Origin of the sequence: Shewanella sp. SM68 (assembly GCF_025653925.1) — a bacterium.
Lineage (GTDB): Bacteria > Pseudomonadota > Gammaproteobacteria > Enterobacterales > Shewanellaceae > Shewanella > Shewanella oncorhynchi.
Genome location: NZ_JAKKRU010000004.1, coordinates 312,406 through 327,367, shown reverse-complemented (window position 1 = coordinate 327,367; position 14,962 = coordinate 312,406). Strand labels below are relative to the sequence as shown.

Here is a 14,962-nt window from a genome sequence, read left to right as displayed (position 1 = left end):
TCATCGCCTGCTAGCAGTAAACTGCCGCCATAAAGTTTGTTCTGATTGCTGATTGATTGTTCTGATTGATTATTCTAAAACGAATCGAAAAATAAGGATCCCTAATGAGTGAACTAAAAGTAACTGAATTGATGAAAGTGCAATTAACCAAAGAAGCACCGGCAGCCCACTGGGGCAAGGCTGATGTGACTTATACTGCCGACGGTGCGCAAATTCATTTAGCGGGTGGCGATGAGCTGCGTCAAATTCAAATGGCGGCCCGTAAACTGCGCAGTCAAGGCATTAGCAGTGTGGAATTAGCTGGCCAGTTTTGGGATCTCAATAGCCAATGGGTGTTTGCCCAAGGTTTTGCGACGGCAAAACCAGGCTATCAAATCCATTGGTGTGGTGATGAGTCTGTGCAAGCAGAATTGCAACGTCGACTCGATGTGGCGACCTTTGCCCGTCAACTGATCAACGATACGCCTGAGAACCTGTCGCCAGTGAAGCTTGCCCAACAAGCAGCAAAATGGTTGGCTGACGTTGGTGGCGACAAGGTGAGTTATCGGATTATCGAAGGCGAAGCGCTGCTTGAAGAACAGTGGATTGGTATCCATGCCGTCGGTCGCGGCAGTGAGCGTCCACCGGCAATGTTAGAGTTAGACTTCAACCCATTAGCCGCCGATGCACCCGTGTCTGTGGCGCTTGTGGGTAAAGGGATTACCTTTGATTCTGGCGGCTACAGTATCAAAGCTTCTGAAGGCATGTTAGGCATGAAATGCGATATGGGCGGCGCGGCGACTGTGACTGCAGCACTTGGTTTAGCGATCAAGTCTGGCCTCAACAAACGCGTTAAACTCTTCTTATGTTGTGCTGAAAACTTGATCAGCGGTCGCGCCTATAAGTTAGGTGATATTCTGACCTACAAAAATGGTGTAACAGTTGAAGTGGTGAACACAGATGCGGAAGGGCGTCTAGTGTTGGCCGATGGCCTACAAGCTGCTTCTGCTACAGGCGCACCTTTTATTATCGATGCAGCGACCCTTACAGGCGCCGCTGTGATGGCGGTGGGTTCTAACTACAACGCGATTTTCTCGCCACAGGCGGATGTGTTACAACTGGCACAGCAAAAAGCCACTAGCGTTGCCGAGCGCGTATGGCCGCTGCCGCTGGATCCTTGGCACAAAGAAATGTGTCCATCTGCCTATGCTGACACCGCAAACAGCCGCGCAATGAAAGGCGGCGGTGCAGGTGGTGCTTCCAATGCCGCTGGTTTCTTATGGCGTTTTGTGTCACCCGAAGCTAAATGGTTACACGTTGATTTAGCTGGCGCTTTTGAAGATTCAGCTTCTGCCATGTGGGGCGCGGGTGCAACGACTCACGGCGTATTGACTATTAGTGAATTGATTAAAGGCTAAGCCTAGCGCTAAGACTAAATCAGATATGTTAGCTAAGATCCATTAAGATTCTGTAGCTTTGATTAAAACCGCCTACGGGCGGTTTTTTATTGGTTGAAAGATTAGAACACTCGTTTACTTGGCGTTTTAGCGGCTTCATGGCATGTTATGGCTGAGCATTTTTAATTGGAAAACATGATGATAACTATACGAAAAGCAACGAAAGTGGATGCTCAGGCCTGCTGGGATATCCGCAATGCTGCCATTAATAAAGGCTGCGCCGGATTTTATGATGCGGGCGATCTGGTGATTTGGACCGAGGGCGAACTGACCGAGCAATTTAGTCGTATCGTCGATGCACATTTTTATGTGGCAGAGTTGTCCTCTAACGAGTCGCAGCTTAAGACTGTGGTCGGCACTGCCATGTTGGATGAACCCTATGCCCAGTTAGAAGCCTTGTTTGTTTCCCCCGATGCTATGGGGTTAGGAGTTGGTAAAGTGCTGCTGCAATTTATTGAAACTATGGCTTTTAATCAGGGGATTGCCCAGCTCAGATTAGAATCAACTTTAAATGCGGTGGATTTCTATCGCCACTGTGGTTTTGGTGGTGAGGGTTTAGAGGAGGAATCTATCTACTGTTCGCCCAGAGGAATAGCCTTAGAGTGCATGGTGATGTATAAAAATCTAGGACGGTCTTTGGTCTGCTAGGGCGCCGCAAAAAACGCTGCTGCTAGAATCTAAGGCGTTGCTTCGCAACTGCTAGAACGTCGCGTTGCGGCTACGGATAACGGCATGCAGCAAACTGCTACAGAACGTCACTTTGTGACTCACGATTTACGGAACAGGCTTTGCCCTTTCGGTAAGTGCAGCGTTCTGTGAGTGAGTTTACGAACGTTCTGTTTTCCTAGAATCTAGAGCCTATTTTCTGAGAGGTTGCTGACATATTCGAGGGAATCAACAGATCAAGCATAGATGTGGAATTAACTCTGAAGACTTAAAGTTACGTTAAAAGGTTGCTGACATACTCAAGGAAATCAACAGATCAAGATGGGGGAATTAACTCCCAAGAGTATGCCAACTATCGTTCTTTCGCCTGAAATCCCGATGCCGACAAGATTAGCGCTAGTGGCTTAAATAAAACTTAATCCATTGCCAAAAAAGACTTTATTTCCTTAGCCTTTAGTCAAACTTGCCCACAAATCCTCAAGGTTTCAGTTCGCTTCTGGGGTATTAAGTTGTTGACGTTTTTCCATCAAATCTTTAATCAAAGGCGTGAGGATCAGCTCCATCGCCAGCGACATTTTGCCGCCGGGGACGACGAGTGTGTTGACCCGTGACATAAATGAACCTTGGATCATATTGAGGTAATAGGGGAAGTCGACATTATTGATACCGCGGAAGCGGATCACCACAAAGCTCTCGTCTAAGCTCGGAATATCTTTGGCACTAAATGGGTTAGAGGTATCGACCGTCGGTACTCGCTGAAAGTTAATGTGAGTACGGGAGAACTGTGGCGTCATGTGCTTAATATAGTCGTCCATACTGCGCACAATTGATCCCATGACTTTTTCACGGCTGTGGCCACGTTCCGAAGTATCGCGGATAATTTTTTGGATCCATTCTAAGTTGACTATGGGCACCATGCCGATCAGCAAGTCCACATGCTGGGCGACATTGGCATCACCAGTAACCACACCGCCATGTAAGCCTTCGTAGTAGAGCATATCGGTATTTTCAGGTAGTGGTCGCCATTGAGTAAAAGTGCCGGGCATCTGGTTAAAAGGCACTGCCTCATCGAAGGTGTGTAAATAGCTGCGGGTTTCACCTTGGCCTGTGGTGCTGTAATCGCGAAAGCATTGTTCTAAACGAGCAAAGTTATTAGCCTCTGGGCCAAAATAGCTAAGATTGCGGTTTTCAGCTTGGGATTTGCGGATCATGACTTCCATTTCGGCGCGGGTAAAATGATGAAAACTGTCGCCTTCGACAAAGGCGGCGTTGATCCCGAGTTGGCGAAAAATATGGCTAAAGGCGGTGGTGGTGGTGGTGGTTCCCGCGCCTGATGAGCCTGTAACTGCAATAATGGGATGTTTTGCTGACATTTTTTCTACCTAGCTAGGAACCAAAAGAGCCGCTTATGGGTAAGCGATAAAAACGCGAGTACTATTTATACGGTACAGAGGTAGGACTGGTCAATCTTGCTGCTGTGCTATTTGTTCCGCTGAACGTATGGCGAAGGATTCATCGTCTTCACTGTACTCTAATTTCAGCTTACCTTGCTTAAGTGCTTGTTGACATTGGATTATAGCTTGAGCAAGTTCCTGCTCATCGAGACTGGCAAAGCTGCCATCCTCCACTTGACCGAAGAGATATTCGCGGATCAGATTGGCCAGCGTTTCCTGCGGGAGTTGTAACAGGGTTTCATAGGGAATGAGCATCGGTGCTTCCTTGGAGAATATTGTCGCCGTTGATGGGGTCTACGCTAAGTGGGTCAACACTTTGATCGCCGAGTAAAAAGTGTAAAATCCGTCGCTCAAGATAGAAGCGCGGTTTCCAAGGTGTACCGCCTTCGATAAAGCCAACATGACCGCCATAGGGATGCAGTTCGTATTCCACATAGCCCGACAATTGACTCGATTGGGGGATCACTTCATCGGTCATAAAGGGATCGTCCTTAGCATGTATGATGAGCGTCGGTTTAGTTATACGGCTGACAAAGGGTAAGCCACTTGCACGCGTATAGTAATCGTCGACGCCGTCAAAGCCGTGTAATGGCGCTGTGACTTTATCGTCAAAATCATAGAAGGTATTTAAACGGTCGACCTGCAACTGGCTTAGCGGCATAGAGATGGCTAAGTCGGGATCATTCAGTTTATGGCTTATCTTCTGTTGCAACTGTTTGATTAAATAACTTTGATACACCTTTGAAAAGCCATTTTCCAAGCGTTTAGCACAGGCTGACAATTGCAGCGGCGCAGAGACAACCACAGCGCGGGCTAATAAACTATCATCCTGATATTCGCCTTGATACTTAGTCAGCACATTGCCGCCTAAACTGTAACCTACGGCTAATAAGGGCGATTGCGGATACGCGCTTTTCAGTGTCGATAGACTAAACTGTAAATCGTCCGTATCGCCACTGTGATAACTGCGGGCGAGGCGATTGGCCTCACCCGAACAACTTCTGTGATGATGCACGACGGCAGCGAGTTGCTGTTCCTTACAGGCTTGCAGTATCCGCCGCGCATAATGGGACTGAGCACTTCCTTCTAAGCCGTGGATGATCACCACGATCGGTTTGCCAGACTGTGGAACATCCTGCCAATCTAAATCGATAAAATCGCCATCAGGTAACTCTAAGCGCTGCCGCTGTAATGCTGGTTTGGCCACTTTAGTGAATACGGGTAAAATCGTTTGTATATGGGGACTCTTGGCCCACCAAGGTGGCATAAAGGAATTTGGCATAGATGTTTATCTTGGTATCGGCTATTGCTGAAAATTAAAACGTGTGTTTAATTTATACCCAAACCAACTCAAAATGCTGAAATTCGTATTTTGAGGTCGCTTGGGTATAAACTCGCGGCCATTGTAGCACAATTGTTTTTTATGCTGATATTTAGGCCGACATTTAGGTTGATAATTAGGAGATAGAGATGAAGCGACGAACCTTTATAATGGGTGCGTTTGCCGGTACGGCGGCGTTAGCCTTAGGGGTTAATCTCTATTCTCCTGAGTTTAGTTTGCCCGAGGATAGCGAAGGCAAAGATTATCGTTTGTTGTTTAGCGTGCTTTTGCCTGTGATGCTCGACGGCGCCTTGCCTGATGTGGCCATCCATAAGTTGGCGGCGCAAAACCGCACTTTAGATGCCATCAAACAGTCGATTGCTGTGTTACCCGATGAGCAGCAAACCGAGTTATTTGAACTGCTCGATATGCTCGAAAATCGTCTTGGTTTACTGGTACTCACCTCGAGCATGACGCCGCTATTGATGCGCTCTCCCGCCGAGTTAACTGATATGTTAGAAACCTGGCGCCACAGTTATTTTGCTTTGTTACAAACGGCTTATCTTGGATTGCGGGAATTAGTAATGGCAAGTTACTACGCTTGTCCTGAGCACTGGAGCCGCCTGCATTATGCCAAGCCTGAACTGTTCAAATAGCGAGTCCATTTTTAACCTAATCAAACGCCGAATAATAAGCATCTTACCCGCGACAGTGGAGCACTCAAGTTGGCAATCATAGATCCTATAGTGAATGGTTTAAACTCTGGTTGGTTGCACACTGATGCGAGCCAATTGCAAGAAAACCAGCAGTTTGAAGCCGATGTGATTATTGTCGGCACAGGTGCTGGCGGCGGTGTGGCGGCTGAAATCCTTACCCAAGCAGGGCTGAGCGTGATCATGATTGAGGCGGGACCGCTAAAATCCTCCAGCGATTTTAATATGGAAGAGCGGGTCGCTTACCCCAACTTGTATCAACAAGCTGCGGCGATGAAAACCGCCGATAAGGCGATTGGCATTTTTCAAGGCCGCGCAGTCGGTGGCTCAACCACAGTTAACTGGACCACTTCTATTCGCACTCCGACCGAGGCGTTAGCCTTTTGGGCGCAACATAAATCGGTTGTTGGGCTTAATCGCGAGAGTTTAGATCCTTGGTTTGAGCAAATGGAACAACGGCTCAACATTCATGAATGGAATTATGAGCCTAATCGCAATAATGCCGCCCTGAAGCAAGGTTGTATCAATCTTGGCTGGGAATACACAGTGATTAAACGCAATGTGGCGGGTTGTTGGAATACCGGCTATTGCGGCATGGGTTGTCCGGTCAATGCGAAGCAATCTATGCTAGTCACCACGATTCCCGCGGCACTTGAGAAAGGTGCGCAGCTGATCAGTCGCGCTAAAGTGACTAAGATTGAGCACCATAATGGTCAAGTGTTTGCGTTAAAGGCGCAGGCGTTGGATGTGAATTTACGACCCACTGACGTTGAGCTGTTATTTAAGGCTAAACATTATATTTTGAGTGCGGGTGCTATCCATACACCGACGATTTTGATGCGTTCGCAAGTGCCCGATCCCCACCAACTTTTGGGTAAACGCACCTTTTTACATCCTACTTTGTTATCTGGCGGCGTATTTGCCGATTCGATCAATGGCCATAGCGGTGCGCCGCAATCTATCTATTCCGATGAATTTGTATGGAACAATGGCGCCGATGGTGAGCTGGGTTATAAACTCGAAGTGCCGCCGGTGCACCCGATTTTAATTGCCTCTAAAACCTTAGGTTATGGTACGATCCATGCTGAATTAATGTCACAATTCAATCAGTTACAAGTGACTATCGCTTTGATTCGCGATGGCTATCATACCGACAGTCAAGGCGGTGAAGTACACTTAACGGATAAGGGTTTTGCTTTAGATTATCCGCTGACCGATGCCTTTTGGCGGGCCGCGAGACGCGCTTTTGCCAGCATGGCGGAGTTACAATTCTCGGCGGGCGCCTTAAAAGTGTTGCCGATCAGCGATGGTATGCCTTACTTATCTTCGTGGAAAGACGCTAAAGAGAGCATTGCGCAGATGTCACTCGCGCCACTGCGCACTATCGTCGCATCGGCGCACGTGATGGGCGGTTGTCCCTTCGGCGAAGATGAAAAGCTTTCTATGGTCAACAGTTATGGTCAGTCGCACTATTTAGAGAATTTATCTGTAATGGATGGGTCTATCTTCCCGACCAGCCTTGGCGCTAACCCGCAGCTGTCGATTTATGGCATCACGGCGCGTAATGCCACCGCACTCGCACAGAAGCTCACTGACGGTAAAGCCTGATGTTATCTTATCAAAATGCAGCTTAGCTTGATAAAGCTTGATGGGGTGTGAATGTCTGAAAACATATTACGGGAAGGTGGTTGCTTATGCGGCGCGATTCGTTATCAGATTGAAGGTGAACCCTTTGATGCGGATTATTGCCACTGCCGTTCGTGCCAAAAAAGCACGGGCTCTGCATTTGGGGCTTGGATGGATTTTAAACTCAGCCAAGTGATTTGGCTTAAAGGTCAGGTGACTGAGTTTGCATCGTCTGAGTTTATTCGCCGTGGATTTTGTGACCAATGCGGTACATCGTTAACTTACCGACATACTCAATATCCCGATTATTTGACCTTGAGCATAGCGAGTCTGGACGATGCTAATCAAGTTCAGCCTAAGTACCATATTTATACTGAGAGTCAGCTGAACTGGTTGGTGATCGAGGATGACTGTGAACGCTATCCGCAAGGCCGCAGCTGTTAGCGGCTCAGATGATCATAGCGTTAATTTGATTGAGTTTGAGCTAACATGGTTGAGCTTGTTTTAACTTGATTAACTTAGATCAGGGCGCAATGAGGCCGATTTCGTTGGCGTCAATGTCACTGAGTCCAAACAGGCTTAAGTAGCTCACTAGATTTGTCGCTTGGCCGTTTGGGCTGAGTTCATTGAGTTTATTTAAGATGGTTCGCTGCGCTTTACGTTCCATCATCAGCTCAACGGCGAGCATCTGCTGATACTCTTGCTCATTCAGGCTGGATTTAGCGAGTTTACGTAATTTGCGATAGGGCGTGAGAAACCTTTCATCCCATTCACCTACGGCAGTCATCAGTGCTTGCCATTGGTCCGTGCTGTATTGCTGCGGCCCAGACACATCCATAGTGATATCTAAATATTGTGCCAGTAGCAGTAGATTGACGTTCACCTGACAGCTATTTTGCAATTCGAGACAGAGCGCTTTGTTTTGCGCATAGCTCATATCACACCATTGCCAGAGTTGACTGTCGAACTGGGTTAAAACCGCCATACTATTTCCTTGTATTGCCGCTGCTACTGACTTTTATGTAAAAGAACGCTGGAGTTATTGTTGCTCCATGACCTCTTGCTCCATTGCATCTATCTCTTCTTGCAACTCGAGCCATTGCATTTCACTGTCTTCTAAGGTTTGCGTCAAGCTCGTTCGCTCGGTTAATACCGAGGTTAGCTTGGCTTTGTTATCTTGATCATACAATTCGCTATCGGCCAGCAAGTGCTCTAGCTCGGCGAGGCGTTCGCTCAGCTTTTGTTGCTCGGTTTCTAACTTAGTTTGTTTGCGCTTGAGCGGCGATACCTTTTGGCGGATCTCGGCCTCGAGGCGTTTTTGCTGTTTTTTATCGGCGGCAGGTTTGATCTCGTCGCTGGTGCTGTTTTGATTCGAGTTGGCTTTCGCCGCATCGAGCAACCATTGGTGATAATCGTCTAAGTCACCGTCGAAGGCACGTACTTCACCTTGATCGACCAGATAATAATCACTACAGGTTAAACGCAGTAAATGCCTATCATGCGAGACGACAACCATAGCGCCTTCAAAGGTTTGCAATGCCATTGTCAGGGCGTGGCGCATCTCTAAGTCTAAATGGTTGGTGGGTTCATCGAGCAGCAATAGGTTAGGGCGTTGCCAAACTAATAGCGCTAACACTAAACGGGCTTTCTCGCCGCCAGAAAAGGGGCGCACAGGTGAAAGCGCCATATCGCCGTTAAAACCAAAACCGCCTAAGAAGTTGCGTAGCTCTTGCTCTCTGGCATTGGGTGCCAGACGTACTAAATGCTGCATCGGCGTATCGTCGAGGCGCAAAAATTCGATTTGATGCTGGGCAAAGTAACCGATATTGACGCCAGGGTTAGGTTCATACAAACCTGTCATTGGCGATAATTGACCCGATAACAGCTTAATTAATGTCGATTTACCCGCGCCGTTACGGCCGAGTAAACCAATGCGCGCACCCGGTACTAAGTTTAAATGCACCTTGCTCAGGATTGGCTTATCGCTATAACCGATAGCGACTTGCTCCATCTTAATCAGCGGATTGGGTAGGGCTTCTGGAGCACGAAACTCCATATAAAAGGGGCTATCGGCTTGAGACGGCAACAACTCAGTCATGCGCTCTAGTGCCTTTAAGCGGCTCTGCGCTTGTTTGGCTTTACTTGCCTTGTAACGGAAACGGTCAACGAAGGACTGCATGTGCGCACGTTCTTTTTGTTGGCGTTCGAAGGCAACCTGTTGTTGCGACATACGTTCGGCACGAATGCGCTCAAAGGCACTGTAATTGCCTTTGTAGAAATTGAGTTTTTGATTTTCAACGTGGACGATTTCATCAACGATTTCATCGATAAAGTCCCTATCATGGCTGATTAAAATCAGCGTGCCTTGATAGGACTTAATCCAACCTTCGAGCCAGTACATGGTATCTAAGTCCAAGTGGTTGGTCGGTTCGTCGAGGAGCAATAAGTCAGAGCGGCACAGCAGCGCTTGGGCTAAGTTGAGGCGCATACGCCAACCACCCGAAAAGCTTTTTACTGGATTGCTTTGCTCGGCTTCACTAAAGCCCAGACCCGCTAACAATGAACCCGCGCGCGAATGAATCGCATAACCACCGATAGCGTCGATTTTGCCGTGTAAGAGTGCGATGGCATTGCCGTCGTTATCTTCTTGGGCCTTGTGTAATAGGGCTTCTAATTGACGATATTCGCTATCGCCATCGATCACATATTCCAGTGCCGAGACGTCGAGCGCAGGGGTTTCTTGGGCCACAGTGGCAATTTGCCAGCCAGAAGGCAGACTAAATTCACCTTTATCTAGGCTTAAGTGACCTAAAATTAATGCGAGCAGTGAAGATTTGCCTGTGCCGTTAGCACCGACTAAACCGACCTTATGGCCGGGATAAATCGTGAGAGAGGTCTCATCTAGCAGGGTTTTGCTGCCACGGATTAATTGCGCTTGGTTGATGCTGATCATTGACTACAACTTGGTTAGAACGTGAATTCGTCAGGGCACAGATAATAGCGTACAACCCTGTATCAAACCACAGCCTGACCCGATAACTCGGACAATTATTCGACTTTTCAGGATGATCTTTAGCGAATCGCATCACATCGACCTAAGACCTCATACTTTCAGGTAACACTGGTATTCAATCATCAGTGTGGCAAAATAGCGGCAATTTCTTCGGCCGAGTCCCTTGGCCCTGCTATCTGGTCCTTTATCTATTATGACAAACACTAAAATCAAAAAGCGTTTCGTAGCCGGTGCTAAGTGCCCAAAATGTAGCGCCAAAGACAGCATTTTACTCTACAAGGAAAACGGCATCGAAACCGTTGAATGCACAGAGTGTGATTACCGTGAACAGCAAACCGATGAAAAGGTCACAGAAAAAGCCACCGGTGCTGTGATCGGCGTGTTTAAACCGGATTAGGTTGAAGATTTAATTCAATTGGGTTGCTTCGGCTGAGGACGCCCTGTCCTATGTCTTATTTTTCCGTTTGTAGCTTTGCGAGTAAAAGGTGCGCAAATCATTAACCACTCGCAATTAGCTCAAGTTCATTGAAACGGTCTGAGTTAGATATCAGAAATGGTAGCCTAAGCATTGGGTACGGTTATGACCGCTTACCTTAAACATCACAAGACTTTTACCATAAAGAATTTACTGCCGGTTTCTGGGTAGGCTTGTTGTATCCACTGCACGCGATAGTCGTGGCGCTCATAAAAGGGCTTAGCTTGAAAATCTAAGGTATCGAGTAGGGCAAATTGGCAGCCGCGTTCTTTTGCTTGGCTTTCTGCGGCTAACAATAAGTGCGTGCCTATACTTTGGAGTCTTAAAGAATCATCGACCCACAGATAATCGATTAACAACCAATTGCCGAAGGTTTTGCCGCTTATTCCCGCTAACAGTTTACCTTCGGTATCTTGTAATTTGAGGCCGAGATTTTTACGGCTAAGCCCCTGCCATTGGACTTGGTTGAACTCGACAATTTTTTGTTTTATAGCGTCGGCGAACTCGGTTGATTCATCGTTAATTAAGCTTAAATTCATCGTCACTTCTCGTTTGATTTTTTATGATGTTAGCTCTGAATATCTAGGCTGATAGGCATTGGTATGCCGCCAAGGATTAGGGTAAACTAGCGCCTTTGTCACTGGCCATAAGTATCGTAATGGAAACTTTTTACAGTCTATATCCTGCGGTTAAACATCTGCATTTTACCTTTATCGCGTTGAGCGTGTTACTGCTTACCGTGCGCTTTGTCCTGCATCTGCGCCAATCGGCTCTGATGGAGAAGAAGCTGCTCAAGATAGCGCCCCATGTTATCGACACTTTCCTACTGCTGTCGGGCTTAACTTTGTGTTTTATGATCCAGCAATTTCCTTTTGTGGATCCTTGGATGACCGAAAAAATCGGTGCTGTAGTTGCTTACATTGTCCTAGGCGCCATTGCCATAAAAGCGAACAGAAACAAATTGTTCAAAGTGTTTGCTTACTTAGGCGCGATAGGTTGGTTGGTTTATGCTGCTAAATTGGCTCATTTTAAACAAGCGGTATTATTGGGTTAATGGGTAACTACACTCTGCAAGATGGCATTTCATTGCCCGAGTCGGCATTGGATGTAGGTGCGCACCTTGGATTTTCTAAACTTGAAGCCGCTAAATGGGCTTGGTTTGAAATGGCGGGAGCCGTATTAACTCATTACTTGGTTGATCAACAACAGCGTTTTAATGCGCTGTTGCATTGGTTTTACGAGGATTTAGGTTTTTGTGTTCGTGAGAACTACTTCAGTACCGAGGCGGCAGATTTAGGTACTTGCTTAATTAGTCGCCAAGGTAATAGTACTACGCTGGCGACGGTATTGATGTTGCTTGCGAAGCAGTTAGATCTTGAATTCGAACCCATATTGCTACCTGGCAATACGGTGCTGCGTTGTAAGATTGGCGGTGAAGTGAGTTATTTGGATCCTTTAACGGGCAAGGAACTCACCCGTCACCAGTTGCACGTGTTAGTGCGCGGCGAGTTAGGTAATGCTGCTGAGCTTAAGGCAAGTTACTTAAAGCCTGCAACGGTGAAAAAACTGCTGACGCGTATGCTGCATGAGCTTAAGGCGGGTTGCATAGTGTCGCATCAATTTGAGGCAGCGATGGAGTGTTGCAGTCTGCTGTTGCAATGGCATGTTGACGATGTACATTTGAATCGTGAGCGGGCATTTATTGCACAGCAGTTGGGTTGTATTAATGTGGCCGCCGCCGATCTGCAGCATTTTGTTGATAATAGTCCTCACGATCCCGTGATCGAGATAGTGAAGATGCAGCTCAAAGAATTAAACGAACACGCCGAGGTTTATCACTAAAGCAGAGCCTTTCGGGGCTCTTCTTATTTATTCAACTTTTATTAACGAATTCAATCCGCAAAAATAATAACACTGGGCAGATGGAAGTTTGACCCAGGGACTTAAAAGTTAAGTCTCTAATAAAAATAATAACTGTATCAACAGGGAGAAATTAGCATGACAAGCACGGCTTTAGTGACGAACGATGCCACGGCGTTAGGAATACTCGCGACAATTCTAGGTTTTGTATTTTATACCAGTAGCAGTAGTCATCCTTTTTGGCAGAAGTTTTATCGTTTTATTCCCGCCCTTTTATTGTGCTATTTCTTGCCATCGTTATTGAATACCTTTGGGGTAATCGATGGTAATACCTCACAACTGTATTTTGTAGCATCCCGTTATTTGCTGCCAGCTTGTTTAGTCTTATTGATTTTAAGCGTTGATTTAAAAGCTATTTTAAGTTTAGGGCCGAAAGCTTTGATCATGTTTTTAACTGGCACTGTCGGTATCGTTATCGGCGGCCCTATCGCCTTGTTGCTGGTGTCGGTTATTGAACCTTCTTTAATTGGGGTCGATGGCCCCGATGCGGTATGGCGTGGTATGACGACCTTAGCGGGGAGCTGGATTGGTGGCGGCGCAAACCAAGCTGCAATGAAAGAGATTTATGACGTGGGCGGTAATATTTTCTCTGTGATGGTGACAGTCGATGTGATAGTCGCCAATATTTGGATGGCAGTACTGCTGTTTCTGGCCTCAAAAGCGAAAGAGATCGATGCTAAAACCGGTGCGGATACTTCTGCTATTGAAGCGTTAAAAGATAAAGTTGAAAAGTATCACGCTGAAAATGCACGCATTCCTAATCTGCGCGATCTTATGCTGATTGTCGCTGTAGGCTTTGGTATCACAGGTATTGCTCATATTGCCGCTGATTTTCTGGGGCCATTTTTTGAAGTGAACTATCCTTGGACCGCAGATTACAGTTTAACCTCTAAATTCTTCTGGTTAGTGGTGATAGTCACAACGATTGGTTTGGCGATGTCATTCAGCCCAGTGCGTCATTTAGAGGCGGCGGGGGCATCAAAAGTGGCTTCAGCCTTCCTTTACATCTTAGTTGCGACCATTGGTCTACATATGGATGTGAGTAAGGTGCTCGATACGCCATTGTACTTTTTAATTGGTATTGTGTGGATGATAGTTCACGCAAGCTTTATGTTATTGGTGGCTAAGCTGATTAAAGCCCCGTTATTTTATATGGCCGTAGGCAGCCAAGCGAATGTGGGTGGCGCTGCGTCAGCCCCTGTAGTTGCGGCGGCATTTCACCCCGCTTTAGCACCCGTGGGCGTACTGTTAGCCGTATTAGGTTATGCGTTAGGAACCTATATGGCATGGATTTGTGGTCAAATTTTACAGTTAGTTGCGGTATAACCGCCTTAGCTCCTATTCACCGCTGGGAAAGGTTCCAGCATTTTAGAGAGAAGTTGCGATGAGTAATAAAATCATAAACCTAGGTTCAATCGAGATTGCCAACGATAAACCTTTCGTGTTGTTTGGTGGCATGAACGTGCTTGAGTCTCGCGATCTCGCTATGTCGATTGCTGAAACCTACGCCGAAGTGACTCAAAAGTTGGGGATCCCTTATATATTTAAGGCGTCTTTTGATAAGGCGAATCGTTCTTCGATCAACTCTTACCGCGGTCCAGGTATGGAGGAAGGCTTAAAGATTTTTGAAGAGATTAAAAAGACCTTTAATTTACCTTTGATCACCGATGTGCATGAAGTGCATCAGTGTGCGCCAGTGGCAGAAGTAGTTGATATTATTCAGTTACCTGCATTTCTAGCACGCCAGACTGATTTGGTTGTCGCGATGGCAAAAACTGGCGCTATCATCAATGTGAAAAAGCCACAGTTTTTAGCACCACATGAAATGCGCCATATCATCACTAAGTTTAACGAAGCGGGTAATGACGAGATCATCCTGTGTGAACGTGGTTCAAGCTTTGGATATAACAACTTAGTCGTTGATATGTTGGGTATGGACGAGATGAAGCAATCTGGCTATCCGGTGATTTTCGATGCGACTCATGCGCTGCAGCGCCCTGGTGGTCGTGCAGATTCAGCGGGTGGACGTCGTGCACAGGCGACCGAGTTAGCGCGCAGTGGTATGGCGCTGGGTTTAGCGGGTCTATTCATTGAGGCGCACCCCGATCCTGATAACGCTAAGTGTGATGGCCCATGTGCGCTGCCTTTGCATCAGTTAGAAAATTATCTGAAGCAAATGAAAGCGATCGACGATTTGGTTAAATCCTTCGAGCCAATCGATACCAGTAAGTAATCGCAAGCTAAGATTTAATGAATTAGTGACTTAATCCTAAAGCCTCGACTCGTTCGGGGCTTTTGTTTTTCAGTCGAGGAATGTGATTGGTATAGCCCCGTAGCT

At 46.8% G+C, this 14,962-nt stretch carries 16 protein-coding genes; 10 read left to right on the top strand and 6 right to left on the bottom strand.

All coding sequences use genetic code 11. From position 1 onward, the window contains the following. Window positions 1–104 precede the first annotated feature (104 nt). Window positions 105–1,397 (top strand): aminopeptidase PepB, encoded by a 1,293-nt coding sequence (gene pepB, locus L5M40_RS09405; protein WP_198572876.1) that lies wholly within the window; start codon window positions 105–107, stop codon window positions 1,395–1,397. Between the two features lie 177 nt (window positions 1,398–1,574). After that, window positions 1,575–2,084 (top strand): GNAT family N-acetyltransferase, encoded by a 510-nt coding sequence (locus tag L5M40_RS09400; protein WP_263176515.1) that lies wholly within the window; start codon window positions 1,575–1,577, stop codon window positions 2,082–2,084. A gap of 503 nt (window positions 2,085–2,587) precedes the next feature. Here the strand turns inward: L5M40_RS09400 and L5M40_RS09395 are convergent. From L5M40_RS09395 to L5M40_RS09385, 3 genes are all read right to left on the bottom strand, one after another. Then, a complete protein-coding gene (locus L5M40_RS09395) occupies window positions 2,588–3,475 on the bottom strand; it encodes a phosphoribulokinase (protein ID WP_011847692.1) in 888 nt (295 codons plus the stop codon). 90 nt (window positions 3,476–3,565) lie between these two features. After that, window positions 3,566–3,811, bottom strand: coding sequence for a YheU family protein (locus tag L5M40_RS09390; RefSeq protein ID WP_263256540.1), 246 nt, complete (start codon window positions 3,809–3,811; stop codon window positions 3,566–3,568). Continuing rightward, window positions 3,795–4,838 carry a hydrolase gene (locus L5M40_RS09385; protein ID WP_263198122.1) on the bottom strand — a complete coding sequence of 348 codons (1,044 nt, stop codon included), beginning with the start codon at window positions 4,836–4,838 and terminating at the stop codon, window positions 3,795–3,797. Before L5M40_RS09385 ends, L5M40_RS09390 begins: the two co-directional genes overlap by 17 nt. Before the next feature lie 188 nt (window positions 4,839–5,026). On the opposite strand from L5M40_RS09385, the gene L5M40_RS09380 reads away from it, so the two are divergent. The 3 genes from L5M40_RS09380 to L5M40_RS09370 all read left to right on the top strand — a co-directional run bounded on the left by L5M40_RS09380 (window position 5,027) and on the right by L5M40_RS09370 (window position 7,660). Beyond that, window positions 5,027–5,533, top strand: a complete 507-nt coding sequence (locus L5M40_RS09380; RefSeq protein WP_105251529.1) for a TAT leader-containing periplasmic protein — start codon at window positions 5,027–5,029, stop codon at window positions 5,531–5,533. 69 nt (window positions 5,534–5,602) lie between these two features. Then, window positions 5,603–7,198 (top strand): GMC family oxidoreductase, encoded by a 1,596-nt coding sequence (locus tag L5M40_RS09375; protein ID WP_263143083.1) that lies wholly within the window; start codon window positions 5,603–5,605, stop codon window positions 7,196–7,198. Between the two features lie 51 nt (window positions 7,199–7,249). Further along, window positions 7,250–7,660: a GFA family protein gene (locus L5M40_RS09370; protein ID WP_263143085.1), complete on the top strand. Its 411-nt coding sequence runs from the start codon at window positions 7,250–7,252 to the stop codon at window positions 7,658–7,660. A 79-nt stretch (window positions 7,661–7,739) separates the two neighbouring features. Here L5M40_RS09370 and L5M40_RS09365 read toward each other — a convergent pair whose 3' ends face one another. Next, on the bottom strand, window positions 7,740–8,201 hold the full coding sequence (locus L5M40_RS09365; protein ID WP_212600455.1) for a TIGR02444 family protein: 462 nt from the start codon (window positions 8,199–8,201) through the stop codon (window positions 7,740–7,742). A gap of 54 nt (window positions 8,202–8,255) precedes the next feature. Then, on the bottom strand, window positions 8,256–10,169 hold the full coding sequence (locus tag L5M40_RS09360; protein ID WP_263143086.1) for an ABC transporter ATP-binding protein: 1,914 nt from the start codon (window positions 10,167–10,169) through the stop codon (window positions 8,256–8,258). Between the two features lie 253 nt (window positions 10,170–10,422). Between L5M40_RS09360 and L5M40_RS09355 the strand changes: the two genes are divergently transcribed. Then, complete coding sequence (locus L5M40_RS09355; RefSeq protein WP_012088350.1) at window positions 10,423–10,626, top strand: YheV family putative zinc ribbon protein; 204 nt, start codon at window positions 10,423–10,425, stop codon at window positions 10,624–10,626. A 203-nt stretch (window positions 10,627–10,829) separates the two neighbouring features. Here the strand turns inward: L5M40_RS09355 and L5M40_RS09350 are convergent, their stop codons facing one another. Further along, window positions 10,830–11,243: a GNAT family N-acetyltransferase gene (locus L5M40_RS09350; protein WP_113939757.1), complete on the bottom strand. Its 414-nt coding sequence runs from the start codon at window positions 11,241–11,243 to the stop codon at window positions 10,830–10,832. A 119-nt stretch (window positions 11,244–11,362) separates the two neighbouring features. Between L5M40_RS09350 and L5M40_RS09345 the strand changes: the two genes are divergently transcribed. From L5M40_RS09345 to kdsA, 4 genes are all read left to right on the top strand, one after another. Next, window positions 11,363–11,758: a SirB2 family protein gene (locus L5M40_RS09345; protein ID WP_006080263.1), complete on the top strand. Its 396-nt coding sequence runs from the start codon at window positions 11,363–11,365 to the stop codon at window positions 11,756–11,758. Then, window positions 11,758–12,546: a SirB1 family protein gene (locus L5M40_RS09340; protein ID WP_168824767.1), complete on the top strand. Its 789-nt coding sequence runs from the start codon at window positions 11,758–11,760 to the stop codon at window positions 12,544–12,546. The genes L5M40_RS09345 and L5M40_RS09340 overlap by 1 nt, the downstream gene beginning before the upstream one ends. Before the next feature lie 156 nt (window positions 12,547–12,702). Beyond that, the gene (locus tag L5M40_RS09335; protein ID WP_105250145.1) at window positions 12,703–13,950 is read left to right on the top strand and encodes a DUF819 domain-containing protein; all 1,248 of its coding nucleotides are present in this window, start codon (window positions 12,703–12,705) and stop codon (window positions 13,948–13,950) included. 58 nt (window positions 13,951–14,008) lie between these two features. After that, on the top strand, window positions 14,009–14,857 hold the full coding sequence (gene kdsA / locus L5M40_RS09330; protein WP_105250144.1) for a 3-deoxy-8-phosphooctulonate synthase: 849 nt from the start codon (window positions 14,009–14,011) through the stop codon (window positions 14,855–14,857). The last annotated feature ends 105 nt before the right edge of the window (window positions 14,858–14,962 follow it).

What these genes read in the sequence shown, in the direction of transcription:
- pepB (WP_198572876.1), top strand. Translation starts at nt 105, where the DNA reads ATGAGTGAACTAAAAGTAACTGAATTGATGAAAGTGCAATTAACCAAA.
- L5M40_RS09400 (WP_263176515.1), top strand. Translation starts at nt 1,575, where the DNA reads ATGATAACTATACGAAAAGCAACGAAAGTGGATGCTCAGGCCTGCTGG.
- L5M40_RS09395 (WP_011847692.1), bottom strand. Translation starts at nt 3,475, where the DNA reads ATGTCAGCAAAACATCCCATTATTGCAGTTACAGGCTCATCAGGCGCG.
- L5M40_RS09390 (WP_263256540.1), bottom strand. Translation starts at nt 3,811, where the DNA reads ATGCTCATTCCCTATGAAACCCTGTTACAACTCCCGCAGGAAACGCTG.
- L5M40_RS09385 (WP_263198122.1), bottom strand. Translation starts at nt 4,838, where the DNA reads ATGCCAAATTCCTTTATGCCACCTTGGTGGGCCAAGAGTCCCCATATA.
- L5M40_RS09380 (WP_105251529.1), top strand. Translation starts at nt 5,027, where the DNA reads ATGAAGCGACGAACCTTTATAATGGGTGCGTTTGCCGGTACGGCGGCG.
- L5M40_RS09370 (WP_263143085.1), top strand. Translation starts at nt 7,250, where the DNA reads ATGTCTGAAAACATATTACGGGAAGGTGGTTGCTTATGCGGCGCGATT.
- L5M40_RS09365 (WP_212600455.1), bottom strand. Translation starts at nt 8,201, where the DNA reads ATGGCGGTTTTAACCCAGTTCGACAGTCAACTCTGGCAATGGTGTGAT.
- L5M40_RS09360 (WP_263143086.1), bottom strand. Translation starts at nt 10,169, where the DNA reads ATGATCAGCATCAACCAAGCGCAATTAATCCGTGGCAGCAAAACCCTG.
- L5M40_RS09355 (WP_012088350.1), top strand. Translation starts at nt 10,423, where the DNA reads ATGACAAACACTAAAATCAAAAAGCGTTTCGTAGCCGGTGCTAAGTGC.
- L5M40_RS09350 (WP_113939757.1), bottom strand. Translation starts at nt 11,243, where the DNA reads ATGAATTTAAGCTTAATTAACGATGAATCAACCGAGTTCGCCGACGCT.
- L5M40_RS09345 (WP_006080263.1), top strand. Translation starts at nt 11,363, where the DNA reads ATGGAAACTTTTTACAGTCTATATCCTGCGGTTAAACATCTGCATTTT.
- L5M40_RS09340 (WP_168824767.1), top strand. Translation starts at nt 11,758, where the DNA reads ATGGGTAACTACACTCTGCAAGATGGCATTTCATTGCCCGAGTCGGCA.
- L5M40_RS09335 (WP_105250145.1), top strand. Translation starts at nt 12,703, where the DNA reads ATGACAAGCACGGCTTTAGTGACGAACGATGCCACGGCGTTAGGAATA.
- kdsA (WP_105250144.1), top strand. Translation starts at nt 14,009, where the DNA reads ATGAGTAATAAAATCATAAACCTAGGTTCAATCGAGATTGCCAACGAT.